The sequence below is a fragment of the Neobacillus niacini genome (genome assembly GCF_023715415.1).
GTDB classification, from domain to species: domain Bacteria; phylum Bacillota; class Bacilli; order Bacillales; family Cytobacillaceae; genus Neobacillus; species Neobacillus niacini_C.
Window position 1 is genome coordinate 374,862 of sequence record NZ_JAMBOB010000004.1, and the last position, 19,922, is coordinate 394,783.

Genomic DNA, 19,922 nt, shown 5'->3' on the forward strand with positions numbered 1-19,922 from the left:
AACAACTACTTAAGGTGACCTTATACTAATTTCGCAAAATTAGCTGTGATAGATATCAACAAACTTAGACAATATTTTCTTCTTCCACTACTAATCAAACGTTTGATTAAAAACGCCTTCAACTCCTATGAAAAAAGAATATAAGTCAATTTCCTGGAAAATATTTTGTCGGTAAAAACTCGAAAAACAATTCTATTTGCAAGACAAGCTTTTGGATAATTTTCATTCTAAATTTGTTATCTTATAGACAGTGTTAGATTGTTTATTGTCCACTTTCTTATTAGTAAGTTAAACACTATGAATTAAGTAGTTTTTACTATTGTTGTTGTAAGCGGTTGCAAATATAATGAATGTACACAATCGAAAAAACAATAAAAGGTAATCTATAGCTAATACTAGGGAGTGGATTTCATGGACGAGCAGGGTAATTTTGCATATGGACTAGTTTGGGGCACGTCTTTAAGTGTACCGTTATGGATAGCGTTTTTCGGTTGGATAAAATTAGTCATTCAAATACTTTTTTAATAAATACAAACTAAGAAGCCCTTGCCTGCTACCTACAGGCAAGGGCTTTTTCTACTATTTTAAAAAAAAACAAGTTTTTTTCCTTTTAATGTAACTTATTAAACCCCACTTACGTCCAAATCCCATAGATTGAATTTGGTTGAAAAGGGGGAATATTTAGAATATAATTTTATTTACGTGACACTACAACTATTATGCGAATGTAGTAATTTAGAGGAGAAAATGAGGTGAGAGATTTGAAGATTGTTAGGTTGTTTACATACTATATACTTGGAATAGTATCGATATTTTCTGTAAGTATTTTTCCACAATATTTTTCCACAAGAGAAAATCCTGATGCTCCAGGCTATTTCGAGCAATTATTCTCATTTGGCAAGGGCATGTTTCAACCCGAAACATGGATTTATAAATTTGAACGTTCGCAAACTGGCGGTGCCCCAATGATGGAAATTATGGGTCCGGCATTTATTTATTCGATGCAAATCCTCTTAGGAGCGCTAATAACAGGTTTCAGTATAGCACTTTTTCTTGCATTAGGGTCAGTCTTTTTGCCTAAAGTGGTGCTAAGTCCTTTTAAAAAACTGCTGGATGTATTGGAGTCTATTCCAGACTTGATTCTCGCCACGCTATTACAAGTATTATCAATCATGGTCTTTAAATCGTTTGGAGTTGATTTATTTGAGGTGGCCAGCTTTAAAGAAAAGGCATATTTTGCACCAATCGTCACCTTTGCTATCTTACCGCTTGTCTCCATGTTCAAGATTTTGCTCCTTATGATTGAGGAAGAGTTCTTGAAGGTTTATGTCACCTTTGTAAAAAGTAAAGGAATAAACAAATTCAATATTTTAATCAGGCATATCTTAAAAAATATCATGCCCCTTTCGTTTCATCACATCAAGATTATCATTTGGGGAACACTTTCAAGTCAGTTTATTATTGAACGGGTGTTTAATGTTCATGGACTAACCTATCACTTACTTGATAACTTCCAACCAATCACCATATTTGTTACGCTGGGTCTTATCTTCACACCTTTTTACTTTCTCTTCCAGCTTGTTGATTTTTGGCTTAAAGAAGATCAGCCGCTATCTTATGAAACCCGACGAGGTTCTTGGGTCCATAAATGGCGGGCGGGTAATATCGCAGGCGTGGTAAGGCGTTTTTTTGAAAACATTCTCTTTTCTTTGCAATCCATTAACTTTAGAAAATTATCGCCCATTCGTCCCATAATCAATTTACTCTTTACCTTTGGCAGACATATGAAAAATTGGAAGTTCGCTCTAGGTGCCTTATTTTTCATAATAACCATCAGTTACAGTGTCATCTATTCGGTTACAACCGATAACCACGTCGACCAAGTACTACTTTATTACGCAGAAGATGGTGCAACGCTGCTTAGTGCAGTGCCGCATGCACCAACAAAGCCCTTTTTCTTTGGTTCCGATAAATTAGGGAACAGCCTTTTTGACCAATTAGTAATTGGAGCGAAGTATACGTTGATTTTCGCCTTATTAATCGCCTTATTGCGTGTTCTTGGCGGACTTTTGTTCGGTGTCATTTATGCTTTCCACCTAGGTCCACGTACCCAGCAATGGCTTGGAAAGCTAATCGATTCGATTCATTTTCTGCCTTTAAGTTTGGTTGCATACATTTTGCTTGCGCCAATTTTACTGCCGCAGCTAAAAGGTTATAATTATGTATTTACCTACACCTTTACCGAACGAATTTTATTAGAGATGTTCATCTTAACCATCCTAGTTGTTCCGTTAACAAGTCTTTTACTAGGAAAAGAGATAAAACGGGTCCTTGATTATGAATTTATTGCTAGTGCACGCGTTTTGGGCGGCAGCAGATTTCATCTATTCTGGCGTCACATTTTCCCGCATATTGGTCCCCGATTAACAATTTTACTTGGGACTCAATTTATTCAAGTACTATTAATCTTTATTCACTTAGGAATATTTAAATTTTTCTTTGGCGGAACAAAACTTGACTTTGATCCGGGTGGGTCTGATCCGCCAATGTCGATCACCAATGAATGGTCTGGATTAATTGGCGAAATAGGAAGAACCACCATCGCTTCCGGCCGCTACTGGTACTTGTGGATACTCGCAGCCTTCATGCTTGCCATTTTTGCAATGCAGCTGATTATCCAGGGAGTGAAAGAAGTGCAGCAGGTGAAAGTTGGAGTGTTATATAAACTTCCAAAAATACGCAAAGTAAGAGTGAAACAGGTCAGTGAAGCTCCTTCTTATCAAATTACCAAGAATAGCTTTAAAGTGATTGGCAGCGTAGACAAGCGGGAGGAACCTGAAGCTATCACGAAGAAAGAGCGAGGGGTAAAACCAGAGTTTAAACGAGGGTTTGAACGTGGAATTTGATAAAGGAGACCCCGTACAGTCATTCCTGTACGGGGTTTATTTTTTCAAAGGTGTTGATCGCAAATTCCTTGAATGGAGTATCAGGAAGGCTATCGAAATTCTCTACGGCCATTTTTGCAGATTCTAGCGCCTCTTCCAGCTCTCCAAGCTCTTGGTGGCAGAGTGCCTTGTAAGAATATCGAATATAAAAAAGGGACAAGTCAAACGGATGGTGCGTGGTAGAAGGTGTTTCTACTTTTTCAAAATGAAGAATCGCTTCTTTGTACTCTCCTAGACCATAGAGAGACTTTCCTTTTTCAATTACATATAGAGATTCAACTATTTCCTCGACCTTTGGGTTTTCCAAATATTGATCAATAATTTCTAAGGCTTTCGTGTATTCATGATTCTCAGCATTAAGAGTCATAGCCACAATAAGGTCGTGGACGAGGATGGATAGTAAATCCTCCGCAAATTCACCGTATTGCTTTAGCTTGCGTAAATACAGCTCTCTCTTTTCTTTATCACTAAACATCATAGCCTGCCCTGCACCTATTCTGTATAGATCATCTGCACGATAAAAGATTCGGTGCTTTGTTGAAAAAGCTATGGCATTTTCCATCACTTGAGTGGCAGCCTCAAAATCACCAACCGCAAAATGCAGAATCGCTGCAGTATAGTCCAAGTCCACCTGTGTCATAGGGTCCATATAGACATGATTGGATTCAATTTCCCTACGCTCGCTCAGTAATATCTCTAATGCGTTGGAATAATCGTGGTCAATGAACTTTACCATAGAACGGAATATGGCAATTTGCGCACGATTGGCAGTTACATTCATCTCGTCATACATACTTGCAGCTTGTTCAGAGAAACCCTCCCAGCCAGGTATTTTTTCTTCATAAAGACTCCTGCTGTAAATATCTAACAAGCGTGCAGCCTCATACCCTTGTGTAAGGTACCTTACATAGGGCTCTATTAGGGTTAAAAGCAATTGATATTTATCAGCCTCTTTATCTTTTTTTTCATTATATAGCTTTTCTGCCCTTTCAAGGACTCCCCTCAATTCAAATGGACTGACTTCCTCTAATAAATCAGCTACGTCCACTCCTAATCCCTCAGCAATATATGCCAAGCTCTCCATGGACGGCTTTGCTTTATTGTTCTCAATTAAGCTGAGCATACCCTTTGTAAGACCTTGTCCTGCCAGTGCTTCTAGCGTTAGCTTTTTCTGCTTTCTTAGTTTCCGTATTCGGTCTCCTAACAAATTAGTGACCTCCTCAAAAAGTGATTAGTTTAATTATATTAAACTTCCCCTCAAATGGGAAGGTGTAAACAAAATGGGCTAAAATTTGTTTAATTAAATTAAACTTTCTCTTGATTTGGTAAAAACTTCATGTTATGATTTGTTTAATTAAATTAAACTTTTTTTATGAAATGAGGAGATAATTATGAATAGCACGTCGATGTTAAAAAAAGCCACTTATCATCTCTGGACGTTTACCATCAGCAAACTGATTTCATCTTTTGGCTCACAGGTATACTCATTTGCAATAAGTTTCTACATTTTACAGGCAACGGGGTCGGCAAAGAGTTTTGCGCTCAATCTTATCTGCAACGTTCTACCACGTACGATTGCAGCACCCTTTGCTGGCTATATCATCGATAAGTATCCACGAAAGGCGATTGCGATAGCCTCTCAGATTGTAACGACTATAGCCATCGCTGGATTATTAATCGTAAGTCTCACCTCTGGATTATCTTTAACTGCTATTTACATCACTTCCTGCATACTTTCGCTTACCTCTATGTTCTCGGGTGTAGCGTTTACTTCTTCCATTACTGGACTTGTAGATGAAGCAAGAATCCAAAAAGCAATGTCACTCAATCAAATGTCGATTTCCTTTGCAGCAATCGCTTCTCCAGCGGTTGGAGGATTATTGTATGGAGTGATTTCCATGCCCATCTTCCTTATCGTGTATATGGCAGCCTCAGGTGTTGCCATTATTCTCGAATCAACCATGAACTTCACCCTATTTTCCAAAAAGACTGAAGCAGTAGAAGGTACAAAGGAATCCATGTTGAAAGGGATGAAGGCCGGGATTTCTTATATGAAATTACAGCCGTTGCTGATGACCATTATCTGGATTGCCTTATTAGTGAACTTCTTCTTCAATGCCTTTCAGGTAGGGTATTCTTTTATCCTGATTGAAAAGTTAAAAATGGCTTCTGGGCATTTTGGTATTACAGAAGGTGCTTTTGCCGTTGGCATGCTGCTCCTATCTATTTATCTTTCTGTCCGAAAAGAAGTGAAATTTCCGCTGCTTACAGCGAAAAGGGGAATTCTTATCATGGGGGTAATCATGGGGATTACAGCCTTACCTTTACTCATTTCCATGGAATATAACCTTATGTTTGGCTACTTTATCCTTCTTGAATTCGTATTAGGAGCTTGCATTGTTTTTGTCAATACACCGACACAAGTGATGATGCAAAAACAAATTGCAGATGAATTTAAAGGTCGTGTATTTTCTATCGTCGAGACCTTTGCCATGGCTTTATCTCCTTTAGGAATGATTATTTACGGATTTTTGTACGATGTTTTTCCTGCCCACTTGGTCTTGATTCTGTCATCAGGCTTATTATTGGCTGTCGTATTATTTCTTGCAAGACCTGCAGTCATCAGAAAAGTACACCCGGAGCTTTCCGCAGAAAAAGGGTTAAAAACGAGGGCGGAAGCTTACTAGTTTGTAGATACCATATAACGCAAAGCACCTTCTCCATAAATGGGGAAGGTGCTTTGTTCATGCTTTACTTTTTAAATAACCCGCTTTCCGTTTTGTGCAAATAGGGCATTTGTTATCCAGTTTGGAAAGTGTTTGAAAGCTGTCCTTACACACGACACAGGTATTGGAATACATCTCATGTTTTTTTGAAACTGCCTTCGATACATGAGGTCGTATGGTGATAGCTTTCTCCGGACAAACATCCACACACAGCTTGCAATCAGAACAGCTGTGAGCTGACACCTCAAAACTGTCATCACCAATCGTGTAACATTTCTTAGGACAGAGTGCTTCACAAGCACGACATAGCGTACATTTTTCTTGCTCGACCACTATATCAAAAAATTGATAATCCGGATAATATCGGGCTACATCCAAATTGGCATGATTGAACCTCCATTGTGCGGGGGTCACTTGTTTTATAAGTGATTTCCCCTCTTTTCCCCAAAGAGAAAACAAATCTCTTCTTGAAACAGACTCATTTTTTTCTATGGGAGAAATCCCAATTTGGGTAAGCAATGGACTCTTGCCAAGCTGTACTAGTATCCTATTAGTCTCTTGAACATGATGTTTCCAGGTTTCCTGTAAAACCTTAGAATGAAAGAGGATTGAGGTAATTCCTTTGGCATGGAAAACAAGTAGTTCATTCACCGTGGGGACGAAAGCTTCACCCGCAACCAGTTGATTGCGAACAATGGTCCTCTTTGGGAAAATCCCTTCAACTGCTTGAATCGGACAGACAGCCATACAGTTCCCACATTCTACACATTTTTCCGCATCAATAATAGGCAGATGATTTCCAAGTGTGATCGCCTCAACATGACAGCATTTCACACACTGATTACATGTTGACCACGGACTTTTACTGCGCACACAGGAATCCGATATATGAAATTGATAATCAAGACTTTCCACCCACTTATCCATCATCCCCATTATTGATCACCTCTGCCTAAATTTCAAAGCGCCTTACGCTCCTAGCACATAAAATACATATCTGCTCATACCCTCTGCCACAACAAATACGAGAAGAGCTGCATAAACAAGTGAATAACTTATTTTCGGCTTTGAAGATAACGATAGATAGCCCATTACGCCAAGACCAAGCATTTCAATTGCCCAACGGAAACCAATCATTCCGGTATATGGCTCAAGCTTGGCAGCAGCAGTTTCCCCTGTAAGCACTTGAACTTCAGGTGTATAGCCGGCGAACATAGCTGAACCAATAACCTGAATGGCAACACCTAAAATACCGATAAGAAATGCCCATTTTACTATTTTCTTCATTTCTTCTCTTTCTAGACTCTGAAGCATCATACTTGCAGCTAGAACAGGTCCAAGTGAAAAAGCCGTTCCATAAAAGACAACATACGTATTCAAATGATCCCATCCGTTCACACGCGTGACCGCGTATGCGGATGCCATACAATAGATATCAACTAATCCAATGATTCCTGTAATCAACAAAAGAATCGGATAGACCTTTTGTTGAAGTAACATCAAACCGGTGAGTAAACAAACAAGAGCAATAAAAGCACCGGTAAATACAATTTCGTTGCTCATCCATGACCGCCCAAATCCTCGTAAGACATTAAACGCATTCTCTGGACTGCCGAGGTGAAAAAATGAAGCAATTAACCCAATAAACGATACCACCACCGTAACAAGAAGTGGTAATTTCATAGCTTTTAACTTATCACCGTTCAATGCTGCGATTCTTCCATGGATTAACCATAGAAAGAGAACACTGCCGACTGCAGCTGGAATCGATACGGTAAAGAGTAACAATGGCCATTCATGCATTCTAAAATCCCTCCCTTTAGACTAAGTCCGTTCCACCAACAACCAGATTTGGTTTTGTTATTCTAGCGCTTGGAAGCCCCTTGATATCTGCATTAGCTCCATATTTTGCACGCAATTCGTCGATTGGACCAAACTCAATTGCACGCATGACACAGGAGGATACACATACTGGGTCTTCGCCGTTTTCTCTTAAGTCAAAGCATGTATCACACTTTGTCATTTTTCCAATTTCTTCATTGTATTGTGGTGCGCCATATGGACAATTCCACTCACAATATTTACAGCCAATACATTTCTCATGATCGACCAGGACGACTCCATCCTTCTCCCGCTTATACATTCCACCGGTTGGGCACCCCTGGACGCAAGCGGGCTCATCACAATGATTACAAGAAATAGAGAGATGATAAAGCATGGGCTTTGGAAAATGACCTTCTTCAAAATCGTATACTCTACGGTAGTTTCTTCCCACTTCTAAAGAGTTTTTATCCTTACAGGAGACGGTACATGTTTTGCAACCGATACAATCTGCAACGTTTATATAAAATCCCATTTGCACCATGGATGAAACCTCCTTCTATTTAAATTTAATGATGCGCTGATCCCACTTAACATCCTCGATTAAAGGCTCGCCATCCCATTTTTTCATGTTACAAACAGCCGTATTCCATCCAGATGTTCCAAGACCAGTGGCAATAGGACCTGTAAGCATATTATCGGCTCCTGCTTTATCTACCTCTTCTTTTTCATCCAATTGGACCCATGCACCATGTGGCAATGCGATAACTCCAGGAGTCATCGTTTCGGTTAGATGAGCTGGCCGTAAAGTTTTTCCATATTGATTGTATAAGAGGACTGTATCCCCCTCTTTAATTCCGAGGCGTTTTCCATCACTCATATTGATAAAGACTGGATTTGGCCATGCTTCACGAAGCTGCTGAATATTATCAAAGGTACTGTGTGAACGTCTTAGATAGTGTGGATTGTATACCTGGAATGGGTATTCACCCTTCTTTTTCGTTTCCCAATCTTTAAAGGTATCTTCATAGCCTTTTGTTTTTGGTACATATTTTGGAATCGGATCAACCACGGTCCAGCCGCCTTTTGATTCTTCGTGGATTGTCTTACAATGGATTTCAAATTTTCCACTTGGTGTTTTCAGCGGATTGCCTTCTGGGTTTTCAACAAAACTTTTATAAGCGATAAATCCGAAATTGTCGCCAGGTTTGCGTTGTACCTGATAGACACCCTGATCAATTAATTCCTTTAATCCAATTCTTCCTTGCTGTGGTGTACCCGTTACGCCCCATTCTTTAATATCCTTAGCACTAATCGTTACCAATGGTTCATAATCAACTCCATTTGCCGCGATTACTTTACTGGTGGCTAACTTGTTAAAAAAGGCTTGTTTTTCACTGATAGGATAGAGCAGCTTAGAATCTAAGCCGAGTTTTGCAGCTAAATCTTTTGCAATTTGCACATCACTCTTCGCTTCATATAACGGAGCTATCACGTTGGAATAAACAATATACATTTCACGATTTCCCTGGAGCATTCCGCCTTCGGTTTCCCACTCTGTTGTTACAGGCAGAACCACATCCGAATACTTCGCATTGGTGGTTAAGACATAAGCATGTGAAACAACAAACTCTACCTTTCGATGTGCTTCAATTCCCATTTTCATGGCACCACGCGTTTGAAGTGTTGCATTAAATTGATGATAGATGAGTTGAATATTCGCTTTGCGCTCTCCTTCACCTTTTTGATGAAACTTTCCATCTAAAACGGCGGTGAAGATTTCATTATGATTCAACAGATTGGTCACAGGATTCTTAACCGATAGATATCCATCTGTTCCTGCTTTTACTAACCATGGTCCGCCATTACCAGCAGCTCTATGGCAGCTAACGCCAGTCATACTTCCTGAACGTCCCATATGTCCTGTCATCATACCAAGTGTTGAAAAGGCTTGAACCCAGCCTTCGCCATCATTAATCCGTGCTGGCCCCCAGCCAGTTAAAAGAGCAACTCTGTTTGTTGAGCCAATTTGTCGGGCTAACTCACGAATTCGAATTGGTTCTACACCACAAATTTCTGAAGCCCATTCCGGTGTTTTCGGTAGATTGTCATAGGTTCCCAGAAGATAGTCTTTAAAGTTTTCTTTTGGATCAGCGCCACTAGGCATATGCTCTCTATCAAAACCTACCGTACAGCGATGTAAGAAATCCCAGTCAATTAATGGATTGGTCACTGGATCATCTTCATCTAATAATGCATTCATAATTCCTAGTGCTAAGGCATGGTCTGTTCCAGGTCGTACTGGAACCCAATCAGCTTTGAAGGTTCTTGCTGATTCTGTATAGGAAGGATCGATGGAGATAAACCTTGCTCCAGCCTTTTTTGCCTGCATAAAATTATAAGTAGGACTTCCTGGACTGCTCCATGCTGGATTTTCTCCCCATAGAACAATTAGCTGTGAATTTCGAAGGTCAATCCGGTCATTGATTCCAAGGTCGGTCCATCCCTCAGCCACACCCATCATCGTTGGCGCCCAGTACCAGGCACCCCAAGAGGTGGTTCCATAGTCTGTTGTGCAGCCTCCGTTTAAGGATAATACCTTCGTAATCTGACCAGAACCTGTTGCCCATAGTGCTTCATTTCCGTATTTTTTTGAAATTCTCGTAATCTCACTTGAGACAATATCAAGTGCTTCATCCCAAGAAATTCTTACCCACTGATCTTTCCCGCGAAGCTCTTTCTTTCCTCCGCCTACAGCCCAGTTTTTGCGCTTCATCGGATATTTTAAACGGTCAGCCCCAAATACTTGATGGCGCTGAGAACGTCCGCGTAGACATCCACGCTGCTGTGGAAAATCCGGACTATCGGGATGAGTATCATCCGTTTTTTGACGAACGACCACACCATCCTGAACAAGAACCTTGTTCACGCAACGGCCGCCGCAGTTGTGCCAGCATGCTGCTGCTTTCCATATTCCTTCGCCATTCTTATCCTCTGTACCAGTGCCTGTTTCAGCTTTGGCAACCAGGCCTCTTGAAACCGGTATTACTGCAGTTGCTGCAGCTGCACTTGTCCAACCAATAAATGATCTTCTAGTCATCTTAAAATCTTTGATTTTTTGTAAAAGATCCAACATATTTGACCCTCCTCTTCCTTACTTTTGGATCATTTCTATATTCAATAGTTCATTTAGAACCTTTGAATCCATTATTAAAAAGTACTGCAAAAGTATCGCCATTCCACGAAAGAAGTCTGTATCTGCATGTTCACCAATTTTACTTACTAATGCTGGAACAAACTCTGCCAGGTGATTTTCAATAAACAGTTTTTGTTCACGAAGAAGATATTGAATTTCTTGTAAAGCTGTTGCTGATTGTGACTCTGCTGATTCAATTGCAAGTTGATTTAAATGGTAGAGAAAATCGATTTCAAGGCCGATATGATCATCTGCTTCAATATTTAGCTCACCCGCCTGAAAGCCATACTTTTTGTAAAGATTTCTAACATCCATCGTTGTTTGTTGAAATAATAATTTGTCTTTACGCACATAGACGGATTCCCATGGGGAAGCTAGAATCTCAAAAGGGCCAATAAACATCTTTGTATAATCCCAGTGCAAGTTTTCATAATGCTGGTCAATCATTCCTGGATTGTATACAGCTAAATAGTCTTTTATTTTTTTTACACCTGTACGAATTTCCTCTGATTCCTCTTGAAAAGGAAATAAATCAATCATATTTCTTTGAATAAATAGCTTTACATACTCTCGGGATGGCTCTTCAATAAAGAATCTCCTTAAGATGTCATAAGCAAATTCCCTCGCATGAAAGATCTCTAACGCATCCTCGACGGTTATCATTTGTTTTGTCACTTCCATCTTTCTCACCCCTTCTTCTTACATGCTCTCTAGCTTAAATTCAGTAGCAGTCGTCCTGTCAAGATGGACTTCTCTTATACTCTGCTTACCTCGATCGACTTCCACGACATTAGAAGAAATAAGAATATCTACATCCTTTTCTCCAAGATGTGGAATTGCCTTAATCGGAAATTGCAAATAGTCATAATCTGTATTTTGGACATATCGAAAGCCTTTCCGATCCAAAACCTTCATGACTTTCCTTTTATCACTGCCAAAGACCTTAGCCGTTTTAAAGTAATAATCGTTAGTAGAAAAATGATAGGTATCATCTAATTTTTGATCATGATTTTGTTGATAGATTTGTCCTGTAAATTTATTTTCTAATGAACAATAATGAACACCGAGCTGTAGATTTTTCTCCCTTGCATAGCGAACAAGCTCTAGACAAAGTCTTTCGCTTTCAGCCACCGCAAGTCCACCAGCGTACCAGAAGTTGTAGTACACATCATATGGGGGATTCTTCAACTGAAATCCCTTTTCTTGGAAGGCTTCTGTATTTTCAAGCGGGAAGCAAAATTCTAATAAGTTAATTCCATAAATATCAAGCTCTTCTAACTCCAGAAGTAGTTTTTTCATTTCTTCTTCTGTTCCTGGAATGACTGGCATTTCCACAAGGACGTCAGGAATATAGCTTCTTGCTGCTGCAATTTTCCCGAGTATATGCTTTCTTTTTTGCGAAGAATCCTCTAGCTTGATACTAAAGCGAATCTCCTGTAAACCCGCTGCCTTCAGCCCTTCAAGGATACTATCTGTTAATAAATCTCCAGCTGTATACAATCTGGTATGAACCTCAGGAAATAACTTCTTTGCTAACTGGAAAAAGGCTAGTGCTTCATTTGGGTGTAATAATGGCTCCCCGCCAGTCAGTGCTAAATGTGTGAGCTTAACCTTCTGATCAAATAACGATTGCAGCTCTTGATTGACGTTTTTCTGGTTTTGAAGATAAAACTGATAATTGTCTTGATTTTTGTTGAAACAGAAATAACAATCCCGATGGCATTTTAAGGAGACAAAGCTTGTGTAACTGCCGCTTCCTGTCTGACAGGCTTCACAGGCACTCGAGATCCGCTCATTAGACAAAAAACTTTTTTCATTATTTCTAAAAACAGCACCATAATCTCTAAGTTCTTCAAGCTGATTTTCTCGTGCATATTCATTGTTCTCCTCAAAGGGCAGACCGAAAGATTCAATTTGGCTGATGGTTGATTGTTCAATGTTTTTGTAAATTCGTCTATATTTTAAAAGTGATGGATTGTTACCCTTCTCCATTTTTTCATTCGTGAGAGTCTTCATCTTATCCACCTTCCTTAAATTGTTCCTTGTGAATCATTTCACTTAATAGTTTCATTATAGGTGGATAAAGAATGGGTGAGTATGGCCCCGGTGAACGAAAAAACTCTTAAATTTTTGTGCGTACGGAACAGATGGATATTACGAATTTGTGACAGGCTTTGTTTTACGATTCTGTGACTTTCATTGTTCTACCAATGTTAATGGGTTACCATTAAGGTACTAAATGTGAGTATAGTAGAAAGGATGGGTCCCTTTGAACAAATCTATGATCATCCCAGACATGGTACAAGAGTTGCTTTCTACGACAACAAAAGGCTTGCCTAAACTTACAGATAAGCTTTGTACCCTTCTCTCTCTCCCAGCTCTTATTACAGATCCCCATTATCAAATCCTTGCCTCTTCCTCACCAGCTGGAGAACCTGCAATAAATAGTATTTTGGCTGTTCAACAACTGGATAAAATCGGGGGCATATCTGTTTCTAAATACCAAATAACCACGACTGATTTAGATTTATCGGGAATTGGTTCGCCCATCACCCATGAAAATAATACTCTTGGATATGTATTTATCTTTCCGAAAGATGATCAATCGCATGAAGCATACGCACCACTTCTTTCGTTTTCCGCTTCTCTTGGTGCCATCCAGCTTCATAGAAAACTAGAAATGCGGCAAGAGAAAATGAAATTCAAGGAAGCTTTTCTTTTTGATTTGTTGTACGGAAATATCAAACAAAAAGAGGATATTTATGAATATGCCAGAGTGTGGGATTGGAATTTCAACCTGCCGCTAACGGTCTTGGTGTTTGCCTTGGAAGACTTCAATCATGTCCTAACGGATAAACAATTAATCAACACCTTGCTTTATATAATAGAAAGAACGCTGCTTGAGGTTTCGATAAAACCGATTACCATGAAGCGCCAAAATCAGGTAATTGTTGTTTTACCAATGAAAGCAGAGCAATCAAAAAAGCACCGAGCTAAAATGGAGTCCTTTTCAAAAAACATCATCAGCCAGATGAAAGCACTCCATCCCGATGAGATCTTTTCTTGTGGAATTGGAAAGACCTATGAAAGTCCGGTTGATCTTTTCCGAAGCTATCAGGAGGCGAAGGTCGCTTTCGAACTTGGAGATATACTAGGAATTGAGATCCCCTTTTTCTCAGATTTAGGATTAGAGAGAATACTATATAAGCACGACCTTCAAGAATTAAAGGAATTTTTCGAAACCACTTTAGGAGATGTGGTGCTCTATGATGAGAATAATAATGCTCAATTAATGGAAACACTTGAGGGCTTAGTCACCTATCAATTTGATATGACAGCTGCTTCACAGGCCCTGTTTCTCCACCGCAATACATTAAGGTACCGTATTAAAAAAATTGAAGAAATTCTCGATCTCAAGCTTGATGATTTAAATAACAAGCTGAATATTACAGCAGCAATCAAAATGAAACAGCTTCGAAAAATATAAAAGGAAGTGGGTGTTTAGCATGAAGGATGGTATCTATCGAAATACGTGTCCCCGGAATTGTTATGGTACATGCGGCATCCTGTCACATGTAAAAAACGGAAGGCTGATAAAAGTTACCGGAGACCCTGAGCATGGCTATTCAAAGGGAAGTCTTTGTGCGAAGGGATACGCCTTTACACAATATGTTTATAGCCCAGAGCGAATTAAGTATCCGATGGTTCAATGTCCAAGAGGGTCTGGTAAGTGGAAACGAATTTCGTGGGAGGAGGCCTATACGACTATCTCCTTAAAAATGATTGAATTAAATCAGCGTTACGGATCCAATCTGGCCAGTGGATACAATAAATTTTCAGGTAACCTTGGCCTGCTTCACTATGCAACAGAAGGCATGTTTAACAGCATTGGTCCCCACACAAAGCCAATCGGGAATCCTTGTGCACTGACAGGAAAACTTGCCATGAATCGCTCCTTTGGAGAAAGCTTTAGCTCGGTTCCAGAGGATATGGCAGGTTCGAAATTAATCGTTCTTTGGGGAGCAAACCCAGCCGTCACAAATGTTCATCAAATGAAGTTTATCAATGAAGCACGCCAAAAGGGCGCACACCTTGTTGTGATTGATCCCATCTTTACGCAAACAGCTAAAAAGGCCGATCTCTATATCCAGATTCATCCTGGAACAGACCGATTACTAGCGGATGGGATTGCCAAACTCATCATTGAAAAACAAGAGCATTCACTTGAGTTTCTGGAAGAACAAACTACAGGCTGGCCGGAGTATAAACACTACCTAGAAAACCAGATGACCATTAAAGAGGTATGTAAACAAACAGGTATAGAACTTGAGGCACTAATTGAACTTAGTGAATTATATGGAAGGATTAAACCCGTATCTACCTGGGCTGGTCTTGGTGTCCAGCGGAATAGCCTCGGAAGTGACAGTATTAGTGCAATCAACAGTTTAGCTGCCGTAACAGGGAATCTCTTTATCCCCAATGGCGGACTCTACTTCATGCACTTCGATGTCGATGATTTCCCATGTGCACTCAAAAATCATAAAGGTCCTCTACATCCAACCATTTCTGAACCAAGAGAAGTGGACATTAGTGACTTTGCTAGCAATGCACTTCAATTAACAGAGCCGCCGCTTAAGTTTTTATGGATCGCTTCTCGGAACATCACACAAGATCATAATTTAAAAGCGTGGTCCGATCTTTTTCAGGAGTTGGAGCTAATTGTCACAGTGGATCTTTATATGACCAAGACAGCAGAAAAATCGGATATTGTCCTTCCCGCTGCCACACATTTTGAAGAAGAAGATTTGAATGTTGGCTATTGGCATTATTGGCTCTCAATCAACCAGAAAGCCATCCCACCCTATTACGAAGCAAAGAGTGATTTGCAGATTGCTAGGGAGTTAACAACAAAATTAAATGAGCTCTCACCCGGATTTTCCAATTTTCCTGCCACAAAAGAACCGATTGACTGGATTAAAGGAGAATTAACACCTGAGATAATGGACTTGTATGCATTAAACAGTTATAAAGATCTTTTACAGAGACCTTATCAAAAAAACATAGAAAAGAATTTTTCAACAAAGAGGAAGAACTTCCATTTATTCGCTGCCAATGGTAAAAAGAATCAGATGAGGGAAAGACAGGCAGAACCCAATGGGTATCAATTGATTACTCCACAAGCCTTATTGAAAATACATTCACAGTATGAAGCATTAACCTGGCTCCACGGCCGTCAGGATGAATCCTATATAGAGCTGTCCGCTGAAGCAGCACAACGAAATGATATTAACGATCAGGAAAAAATAGCGGTTTTTAACGACCAAGGGCAAATTATCGGAGTGGCTAAAATTAATTCTCATCTGCCCAAGAATATTATCCTTGCCCATCAAGCAGGTAATAATCCTATTAATCAACTCATTATTCAACAAAACAAAAAGGATGATGTCAGTACCTATTTCTATGACAGCATCGTCTACATTAGGAAATGGAGCGAGGCCAATGTTTAAACAACTAGGATACTCCTTTCATGCCGATGACTGCATTGGCTGCAAAGCATGTGAAATCGCTTGTAAAAACGAAAACCAAACTCCTACAAATATCCGGTGGAGAAAGGTGACAAAAACCTCAGGAGATTTTTTCCTATCTGTCTCCTGTAATCACTGTGACAACCCGGAGTGTTTCAGAGTCTGCCCGGAAAGAGCTTTTACAAAAAGACAGGATGGAATTGTGGAAATTGATGAAAACCGCTGTACAGGCTGTCAGTTATGCGTATCCGCTTGCCCATACTCGGCTCCGCAATTTGATCCTGAAACACACAAAGTAAGTAAATGCCAGATGTGCTATCCAAGGCAGGATGCCGGATTGCCGCCTGCGTGCGTTGAGGCATGCACCACTGGAGCACTTAAACTTGTTGACCTAAACACATTTTCAGACCCTGAGGCCGTCCGGACACTCCCAGGCTTTCCGAATATAAAAATAACCAGTCCATCAATCGTCTTTTATCCTGAGAAACCACGAAAAAGGTATTTTATTAAATAAGGAGTTATTCCCTAAAAGGAAAACTCCTTACTTAATAAAAGCTAATTATTCAATCGAAGCATCCTTCGTACAACTCTTAAATGGGAAACCAGGATTAGAAAAATAAATGGATATAGGCAGGCAGAATACCATAGCTTCCATCCTGTATAGTTAAAAAAGTGCGTTTTTTCTATTAGATACTCAATAATTACCGAGATTAATGACCATCCAAGGATGTAAAGAAGTTTGTTTTGATTGGTTCCTTTTAAGGGATAATAGTTTAAAAACAATACACTAACAGGAATAAAGTATAGAAATTCTCCCACAAACCCCAGCCATTGAAACCCTTTTCCAAAATATCCATATAAGTGGTACTTAAAATTCAGAACCATATCCACATTGATTCCAAATACTAACGCAAAGAGATTAGTTGTATAAAGTTCTATGCTGCTCAATCTTTTTGGAACTAGGAAAGTAATAACAACAAGAATAATAAAGAAAATAAATACGACTAGGATCCACATAATCGTTCCCCTTCAACACAACTGATTAAATCTTATCCTTTCCAACTGCAGTTCAATTAGTCACAAATGTTCCCCTTCATCCTTAAGATGAAACTTTACTCACAGTAACGGGCATGAATTCTAGGAATAATACTCCAAATACATAGTAACTTTGCCCTGATTTATTATTCTAGTAACTATCTTGCCTCTCTGGTGAATAGTAATAAGTAATCCCCAGAAAAGGAGTGAGATACGATGAGTGTATTAGACCGCAGTCCATTTTTGTATTTAGCCTGTATTATAGCTGGTTTTGCCTTATTAAGAGTACCGTTGACTGGAATTCTTCAACCGCTGAGTCCTTTAGTTGTCTTTATCGGTGTCCTAGCTATCCTTTTATTCTCTTTAGTATTAATCATCCATGGGGTACTTTGTTTAGTTAAAAGAAGGTAGATGAATTTAGTTGCTGAAAGAGAGCAGTTTCTTGCTCTCTTTTCTCTTTATAGAAGGCTGCAAAAAAAAAATTTATTTTTCTCCCAAACGCCTATCAACAGGAGTTGGAAGCGTTTTACATTTCTGCTGTTAAACATTATTTTAAAAAAGGTATTTGACTTTTGAATTTTATTAAAGTAAATTAATTAACAAGTTCAAAAAATGAATAAAGTAAAAATACTTCTTATCAAGAGAGGTTGAGGGACTGGCCCTATGACACCTCGGCAGCGGAATTTCTAATTCTGTGCCAAATCCAGCAAGTGTGACTTGATAGATAAGAAGAGGTCTAATGATTATTTCAATTTGCCCTCTTCTTTTTCAAGAAGAGGTTTTTTATTTTTAACTGAATACTATTTCTTATCCAGAGAGGTTGAGGGACTGGCCCTATGACACCTCGGCAGCGGAATCCTTCGGAGACTGTGCCAAATCCAGCAGGCATAAATGCTTGGGAGATAAGAAGAGCTTCCTTTGCTTTGCATTGGCCTATCCTCTTCTTGTTTCCAAGAAGGGGATTTTTTATTTATTTGATAAAGGGGAGATACACCATGATTGAATTTCAGAATCTTAAGAAGGTTTATGAAAGTGGCGGGCAGCAGGTTGCCGCACTGAACGGAATTGATTTGAAGATTAATAAGGGAGAGATTTTCGGAGTAATCGGCTTTAGTGGTGCTGGGAAAAGCTCGCTTATCCGTTGTGTGAACTTACTTGAGCGTCCGACCTCCGGCAGTGTGATCGTTGATGGTCATAACCTTACTTCCATGTCCGTCAAAGAAGTCCGTGAGATTAAGAAAAATATTGGGATGGTGTTTCAGCACTTTAACCTATTAAACTCAAAAACAGTGTTTGCAAACGTGGCAATGCCGCTTACGCTAGCCAAAGTTCCTAAGGAAGCGGTCAAAAAAAGGGTGCAAGAGCTACTAGAATTTGTCGGGTTAGCAGACAAAGCGGACTATTATCCGGACCAACTTTCAGGCGGACAAAAGCAGCGTGTCGGAATCGCCAGAGCATTGGCCACACAGCCATCCATCCTGCTCTGTGATGAAGCCACCTCTGCTCTCGATCCACAGACCACCAGCTCCATTTTACAGCTGTTGAAAAAAATCAAAAACGAATACAACATCACGATTCTAATTATTACGCACGAGATGGCAGTGATTAGAGAAATATGTGACCGGGTTGCCGTTATCGAAGCAGGAAAAATTATTGAAGATGGCACGGTGTTTGATGTCTTTTCAGCACCGAAAACGCAGACAGCCAAAAATTTTGTTAGCACTGTCATGAATGACCAGCTGCCTAATTCAATAAAAGAAATCATTCAAAAGCATGATGGAATGCAGCGGATTTTCCGAATTAATTTTGTTGGCAACTCAGCCGGACAACCCCTACTCTCTGAACTTGCCAAACAGTTTGATATTCATATTAATGTCTTATTCGGCAATATTACCGAGCTTCAAGGAACTCCTTTTGGAAACCTCATTGTTGAGTTCCAAGGGTCTGACAAAGAAGTTATCCGTGCGCTAACGTATATCAATCAGAAGAAAATCAGCATAAAGGAAGTGAATTCACATGCTAGTTAACTCAGAGCAAATCATTTCTGCCTTAATCGAGACGGTTCAAATGGTCGCCTTCTCACTTTTGTTCTCAACCATCCTTGGTCTGCCTTTGGGAATCTTGTTAGTCGTAACACGGAAAGGTCATCTGCTTCAGAATTTGCCGTTCTTTACAGTCTTGAATGGGATCATTAATATTTTTCGTTCTGTACCGTTCATTATTTTATTAGTGGCCATGATTCCGGTCACAAGATTAATTGTCGGTACATCGATTGGAACAGCGGCAGCAGTTGTCCCTCTTGTATTCTATGCTGGTCCCTATATTGCAAGATTGATAGAAAATTCTTTGCTAGAAGTGGATCCAGGTGTCATTGAAGCAGCCGAGGCAATGGGAGCAACCCCAGGACAAATCATTTTCAAATTTCTTATTCCTGAAGCACTAAGTTCACTTGTTTTAGCCCTTACGATTGCTACTATCGGTTTAGTTGGAGCATCGGCGATGGCTGGGGCAGTCGGCGGCGGCGGGATTGGAGATTTAGCCATTACATATGGTTACCAGCGTTTTGATACAGTCACAATGATGATTACAGTAGCAATTCTGATTGTGATGGTTCAAGGCCTGCAGTCATTAGGAAATATAGCAGCAAAAAAAATCAGACGAAGATAAACTAGGA

Annotated in this window: 16 protein-coding genes and 2 riboswitches; of the genes, 8 read left to right on the forward strand and 8 right to left on the reverse strand. The window is 39.7% G+C overall.

The genetic code is table 11. From position 1 onward, the window contains the following. The first annotated feature begins 752 nt into the window (after window positions 1-752). Window positions 753-2,906, forward strand: a complete 2,154-nt coding sequence (locus M3189_RS11110) for an ABC transporter permease subunit (RefSeq protein WP_251634131.1) — start codon at window positions 753-755, stop codon at window positions 2,904-2,906. A 19-nt stretch (window positions 2,907-2,925) separates the two neighbouring features. Here the strand turns inward: M3189_RS11110 and M3189_RS11115 are convergent, their stop codons facing one another. Beyond that, the gene (locus tag M3189_RS11115; protein ID WP_251634132.1) at window positions 2,926-4,152 is read right to left on the reverse strand and encodes a helix-turn-helix domain-containing protein; all 1,227 of its coding nucleotides are present in this window, start codon (window positions 4,150-4,152) and stop codon (window positions 2,926-2,928) included. Window positions 4,153-4,336: 184 nt separating this feature from the next. On the opposite strand from M3189_RS11115, the gene M3189_RS11120 reads away from it, so the two are divergent. Continuing rightward, the gene (locus tag M3189_RS11120) at window positions 4,337-5,632 is read left to right on the forward strand and encodes an MFS transporter (protein ID WP_251634133.1); all 1,296 of its coding nucleotides are present in this window, start codon (window positions 4,337-4,339) and stop codon (window positions 5,630-5,632) included. A 57-nt stretch (window positions 5,633-5,689) separates the two neighbouring features. Here the strand turns inward: M3189_RS11120 and M3189_RS11125 are convergent, their stop codons facing one another. From M3189_RS11125 to M3189_RS11150, 6 genes are read right to left on the reverse strand one after another with little or no spacing between them, the layout of a single operon-like run. Further along, window positions 5,690-6,598, reverse strand: a complete 909-nt coding sequence (locus tag M3189_RS11125; RefSeq protein WP_251634134.1) for a 4Fe-4S binding protein — start codon at window positions 6,596-6,598, stop codon at window positions 5,690-5,692. A gap of 42 nt (window positions 6,599-6,640) precedes the next feature. Then, the gene (locus M3189_RS11130) at window positions 6,641-7,474 is read right to left on the reverse strand and encodes a dimethyl sulfoxide reductase anchor subunit family protein (protein WP_251634135.1); all 834 of its coding nucleotides are present in this window, start codon (window positions 7,472-7,474) and stop codon (window positions 6,641-6,643) included. A 16-nt stretch (window positions 7,475-7,490) separates the two neighbouring features. Beyond that, complete coding sequence (locus M3189_RS11135) at window positions 7,491-8,036, reverse strand: DMSO/selenate family reductase complex B subunit (protein WP_251634136.1); 546 nt, start codon at window positions 8,034-8,036, stop codon at window positions 7,491-7,493. A gap of 15 nt (window positions 8,037-8,051) precedes the next feature. Then, window positions 8,052-10,628 carry a molybdopterin-dependent oxidoreductase gene (locus M3189_RS11140; RefSeq protein WP_251634137.1) on the reverse strand — a complete coding sequence of 859 codons (2,577 nt, stop codon included), beginning with the start codon at window positions 10,626-10,628 and terminating at the stop codon, window positions 8,052-8,054. An 18-nt stretch (window positions 10,629-10,646) separates the two neighbouring features. Continuing rightward, window positions 10,647-11,369, reverse strand: a complete 723-nt coding sequence (locus tag M3189_RS11145; protein ID WP_251634138.1) for a TorD/DmsD family molecular chaperone — start codon at window positions 11,367-11,369, stop codon at window positions 10,647-10,649. 18 nt (window positions 11,370-11,387) lie between these two features. After that, window positions 11,388-12,704, reverse strand: a complete 1,317-nt coding sequence (locus tag M3189_RS11150; RefSeq protein WP_251634139.1) for a radical SAM protein — start codon at window positions 12,702-12,704, stop codon at window positions 11,388-11,390. 253 nt (window positions 12,705-12,957) lie between these two features. Here M3189_RS11150 and M3189_RS11155 point away from each other — a divergent pair, with 253 nt between their 5' ends. From M3189_RS11155 to M3189_RS11165, 3 genes are read left to right on the forward strand one after another with little or no spacing between them, the layout of a single operon-like run. Further along, window positions 12,958-14,175 (forward strand): PucR family transcriptional regulator, encoded by a 1,218-nt coding sequence (locus M3189_RS11155; RefSeq protein WP_251634140.1) that lies wholly within the window; start codon window positions 12,958-12,960, stop codon window positions 14,173-14,175. 19 nt (window positions 14,176-14,194) lie between these two features. Continuing rightward, window positions 14,195-16,195: a molybdopterin-dependent oxidoreductase gene (locus M3189_RS11160; protein WP_251634141.1), complete on the forward strand. Its 2,001-nt coding sequence runs from the start codon at window positions 14,195-14,197 to the stop codon at window positions 16,193-16,195. Beyond that, complete coding sequence (locus M3189_RS11165; protein WP_251634142.1) at window positions 16,188-16,727, forward strand: 4Fe-4S dicluster domain-containing protein; 540 nt, start codon at window positions 16,188-16,190, stop codon at window positions 16,725-16,727. Before M3189_RS11160 ends, M3189_RS11165 begins: the two co-directional genes overlap by 8 nt. Window positions 16,728-16,768: 41 nt before the next feature. On the opposite strand, the gene M3189_RS11170 is transcribed toward M3189_RS11165, so the two are convergent. Continuing rightward, window positions 16,769-17,230 carry a CBO0543 family protein gene (locus tag M3189_RS11170; protein WP_251634143.1) on the reverse strand — a complete coding sequence of 154 codons (462 nt, stop codon included), beginning with the start codon at window positions 17,228-17,230 and terminating at the stop codon, window positions 16,769-16,771. Window positions 17,231-17,464: 234 nt separating this feature from the next. Here M3189_RS11170 and M3189_RS11175 point away from each other — a divergent pair, with 234 nt between their 5' ends. The 3 genes from M3189_RS11175 (at window position 17,465) to M3189_RS11185 (ending at window position 19,915) form a co-directional block, all read left to right on the forward strand. Next, window positions 17,465-17,659 (forward strand): hypothetical protein, encoded by a 195-nt coding sequence (locus M3189_RS11175; protein WP_251634144.1) that lies wholly within the window; start codon window positions 17,465-17,467, stop codon window positions 17,657-17,659. A 220-nt stretch (window positions 17,660-17,879) separates the two neighbouring features. Continuing rightward, a riboswitch (SAM riboswitch) is annotated at window positions 17,880-17,979 on the forward strand. Window positions 17,980-18,052: 73 nt separating this feature from the next. Beyond that, window positions 18,053-18,157, forward strand: a riboswitch (SAM riboswitch). A gap of 86 nt (window positions 18,158-18,243) precedes the next feature. Continuing rightward, complete coding sequence (locus M3189_RS11180; protein WP_251634145.1) at window positions 18,244-19,275, forward strand: methionine ABC transporter ATP-binding protein; 1,032 nt, start codon at window positions 18,244-18,246, stop codon at window positions 19,273-19,275. After that, window positions 19,265-19,915, forward strand: a complete 651-nt coding sequence (locus M3189_RS11185; protein WP_251634146.1) for a methionine ABC transporter permease — start codon at window positions 19,265-19,267, stop codon at window positions 19,913-19,915. Before M3189_RS11180 ends, M3189_RS11185 begins: the two co-directional genes overlap by 11 nt. Window positions 19,916-19,922: the final 7 nt, after the last annotated feature.